The organism is Streptomyces sp. NPDC059524 (assembly GCF_042749255.1).
GTDB lineage: Bacteria > Actinomycetota > Actinomycetes > Streptomycetales > Streptomycetaceae > Streptomyces > Streptomyces xanthii.
Genome location: NZ_JBHYTK010000293.1, coordinates 1 through 3,414 on the forward strand (window position 1 = coordinate 1; position 3,414 = coordinate 3,414).

4 protein-coding genes are annotated in these 3,414 nt (G+C 71.1%); 1 reads left to right on the forward strand and 3 read right to left on the reverse strand.

Annotation, left to right across the window (positions count from 1 at the left end; genetic code table 11):
• Positions 1-80: 80 nt before the first annotated feature.
• The 3 genes from ispF to ACFW9D_RS38175 form a co-directional block, all read right to left on the reverse strand.
• Positions 81-584, reverse strand: a complete 504-nt coding sequence (gene ispF, locus ACFW9D_RS38165) for a 2-C-methyl-D-erythritol 2,4-cyclodiphosphate synthase (protein ID WP_384630064.1) — start codon at positions 582-584, stop codon at positions 81-83.
• Entirely contained in the window at positions 574-1,323 is a 750-nt protein-coding gene (gene ispD / locus ACFW9D_RS38170) for a 2-C-methyl-D-erythritol 4-phosphate cytidylyltransferase (protein WP_188337693.1), read from the reverse strand. The genes ispF and ispD overlap by 11 nt, the downstream gene beginning before the upstream one ends.
• 250 nt (positions 1,324-1,573) lie before the next feature.
• Positions 1,574-2,056 (reverse strand): CarD family transcriptional regulator, encoded by a 483-nt coding sequence (locus tag ACFW9D_RS38175; RefSeq protein WP_003953493.1) that lies wholly within the window; start codon positions 2,054-2,056, stop codon positions 1,574-1,576.
• 658 nt (positions 2,057-2,714) lie between these two features.
• Between ACFW9D_RS38175 and ACFW9D_RS38180 the strand changes: the two genes are divergently transcribed.
• The gene (locus tag ACFW9D_RS38180; protein WP_384630067.1) at positions 2,715-3,362 is read left to right on the forward strand and encodes a DUF461 domain-containing protein; all 648 of its coding nucleotides are present in this window, start codon (positions 2,715-2,717) and stop codon (positions 3,360-3,362) included.
• Positions 3,363-3,414 lie beyond the last annotated feature (52 nt).

Sequence of the window (3,414 nt, forward strand, 5' to 3'; positions counted from 1 at the left end):
ACCCGAAGGGTCTGCATTTCAGGGGCGCGGGGAACTGCGCGACCAGCCCCCACCCACCCGCGGACCGCGACGCGCGAGGGTCACCCCTTCGGGGACCGCGCCACCAGGGCCGTTGCCACGGCCATCAGGCCCTCGCCCCGGCCGGGAAAGCCGAGACCGTCCGTGGTCGCGCCGGAGACAGCGACCGGAGCCCCCACCGCACCGGAGAGGATCGACTCCGCCTCGGCCCGCCGCTTGCCGATCTTGGGCCGGGGCCCGACGACCTGCACCGCGACGTTGCCGATGACGAACCCCGCGTCACGGACGATCCGCGCCGCCTCCGTGAGCAGCGTGAGTCCGGACGCCCCGGCCCACTCGGGACGGGACGTGCCGAAGTGCTGCCCCAGGTCGCCGAGCCCGGCGGCGGAGAACAGCGCGTTGCACGCCGCGTGCGCGACGACGTCGGCGTCGGAGTGTCCGGCGAGCCCGGGCCCCTCCCCTTCCCACTTCAGGCCGGCGCACCACAGTTCGCGGCCCTCTTCGAAGGCGTGGATGTCGGTTCCGATGCCGACCTGCGGCAGGACCACGGGGAGCTCAGAAGCCATCGTTGGCCCTCCTGCGGGCGAGTACGGCCTCGGCGAGGACGAGGTCGAGGGGCCGGGTCACCTTGAACGCCTCTTCGTGGCCGGGCACCAGCACGACCTGCGCGCCGAGCTTCTCGACCATGCTCGCGTCGTCGGTGACGTCGTCGGTGACGGTCTCGTGGGCGCGGACGAGGGTGGCGTGGTCGAAGCCCTGCGGCGTCTGCACGGCGCGCAGCCGGGCCCGGGCGGGCGTGGCGACGACGGGCTCGGGCGAGCCGTCGGTGGAGGGGACGACCTCCTTGACCGTGTCGGCGAGGGGCAGCGCCGGCACGACGGCCGGGGCGCCGTCCCGTACCGCCTCGATGACCGCGTCGACGGTGTCGACGGGGACGAGCGGGCGGGCGGCGTCGTGCACGAGCACGATGTCGATGCCGTCCGGCAGCGCGTCGAGGCCGAGCTTCACGGACTCCTGGCGGGTGTCGCCGCCGGGCACGACGAGGAAGTCCGTGCGCTCGGGCAGGGCGTGGTCGGCGAGGAGGCTCTTCACCTCGGCCGCGCCCTCGGGCGGTGCGACGACCACGACGAGGGAGACGGCGCGGGAGGCGGCCATGGCGCGGACGGCGTGGATGAGCATCGGGGTGCCGTTGAGCGCGCGGAGCGCCTTGGGGGCGCCCGGGCCGAGGCGGACGCCCCGGCCGGCGGCCGGGATCACGGCCGCGGTACGTGCGCCACCGGCGACGGGACGCGTTTCGTCAGACATCGCTTCCGTTCAGGTTTGTACGCTCGGGGGTGGTGGGTATGGCCACATCGTGCCGGGCGCGACGCCTTGACCGGACCCTTCCGTGACACTGGTCGAGCCAGCTGCCCGGGCCCGGCACGCCAGGACGCCGAGGTCGGCGGTGTGGGGATGCGGGGGGTGTTTCGGGTACGAAACATGCCGCAGCGCCCGGCGACACCATCAGGGTCATCGGGCACCACGGCATGTTTTCGCTACGCGGCTACGGCGCGCGTCAGGACGCCAGGACCTCGTCGAGCAGGGCCTCGGCCTTGTCCTCGTTCGTGTTCTCCGCGAGCGCGAGCTCGCTCACCAGGATCTGGCGAGCCTTGGCGAGCATGCGCTTCTCACCCGCGGACAGACCGCGCTCACGCTCCCGACGCCACAGGTCACGCACAACCTCCGCGACCTTGATGACATCGCCGGAGGCGAGCTTCTCCAGGTTTGCCTTGTAACGGCGCGACCAGTTCGTGGGCTCCTCGGCGTACGGCGCGCGCAGCACCTCGAAGACCCGGTCGAGACCGTCCTGACCGACCACATCACGCACGCCGACGAACTCCGCATTGTCCGCTGGCACACGTACCGTCAGGTCGCCCTGGGCGACCTTCAGCACCAAGTAGGTCTTGTCCACGCCTTTGATCTGACGAGTTTCGATAGCCTCGATCAGCGCGGCCCCGTGATGGGGATAGACCACGGTGTCGCCAACCTTGAACGTCATGTGACAGGTACCCCTTCCGTGGCTATCCAGGGTAACACGGAAACTGCGGGTTCTGAATGGCGTTTTCGCAGGTCAGGGCATATCTCGGGGCTTGACAACCACAACCGGAACGTGCTGCGGAGGGGCTCCGGAGGGCGGTATTCGCAGGTGGGAGCCACTGTCCGGCGGAGCCGAAACACGCCCGTCACGGGCCGCCGAACAGGCCGTCCATGTGTCGTACGTCCCATTTTGCACGCTTCGAAGCGTCGATCTTCCGCTACTCCGTTCGCGGCCCATGAGGTCCGTTCGAGCCGAATCCGGAATTGATCACCTGGATTCACCGGACCGGGTGATCGTTTTTCCTGACCGGTGCGCATTCATTGCGGGAAATCCGCGCGGGCCTCTGGACTGCGGATATGCGAATGGTGAACGGGGGATGTCCTGATGCCGGCTGATGCCATTGGTGACGGTGCGGCGTGCGGGGAACACGGGGTGTTCCGCCGGGGCCGGGAGGGGTCCGGGGCGACGTAGGGGCGGGTCGGGTGCGGCGGGCGCCGGGCGGCTCGGTAACCTAAGGCCGCTGACAGACCCTTAGGGCGGCTTTACCTCCCTGTCTCACCCGAGGCACGGCGCCGCCCGCACCACCCCGTCCGCCCACGTTCAAGGAGTTGCCGCCGCCGTGAGCAGCAGCCTTCGACGCGGCGCCCTCGCCGCCGCCGCCATCGCGTTCTCGATCGCCTCGCTCGCCGCGTGCGGCGCCGGCAACAACGCTCAGACGCTCCAGGTCAAGCCCGACAACGCCGCGGTCACGGTCGGTGACATCAAGGTCCAGAACGCGACCGTCATCACGCAGCCCGACCTGAAGTCGCAGGGCCCGGCCGTCGTCGCCGCCACGCTCTTCAACAACGGCAAGACGGCGCAGACCCTCGACGCGATCACCGTCGACGGCGTCGGCAAGACCGCGAAGCTGACGGGCGCCAAGGGCGGCTCGAAGATCACCGTCCCGGCCGGCGGCTCCGTCGTCCTCGGCGGCGAGGGCAACGCCACCGCCGAGCTGCCCAACAGCCGCACCGCGGTCCTGGACGGCAACGCGCAGGCCGTCACCTTCCGCTTCAGCGGCGCCGGTGACGTGAAGCTCAAGGCGTTCGTGGTGCCGGCCGAGTCCTACTTCGAGAAGTGGGGCCCGAGCGAGATCCCGGCGACGCCGTCCGCGCCCGCCTCCTCCCCGGCCGGCAAGCAGTCGCCGTCCGGCGAGGCCACGCCGTCCCAGTCGGCGTCCGGCTCCCCCGCGGGCTCGGAGAGCGAGAGCCCGGCCGCCGGTCACTGAGCGCGCGCCCGTACGCACCAACGCCCGGAGGGCGGCCTTCCCACGTCGGGGA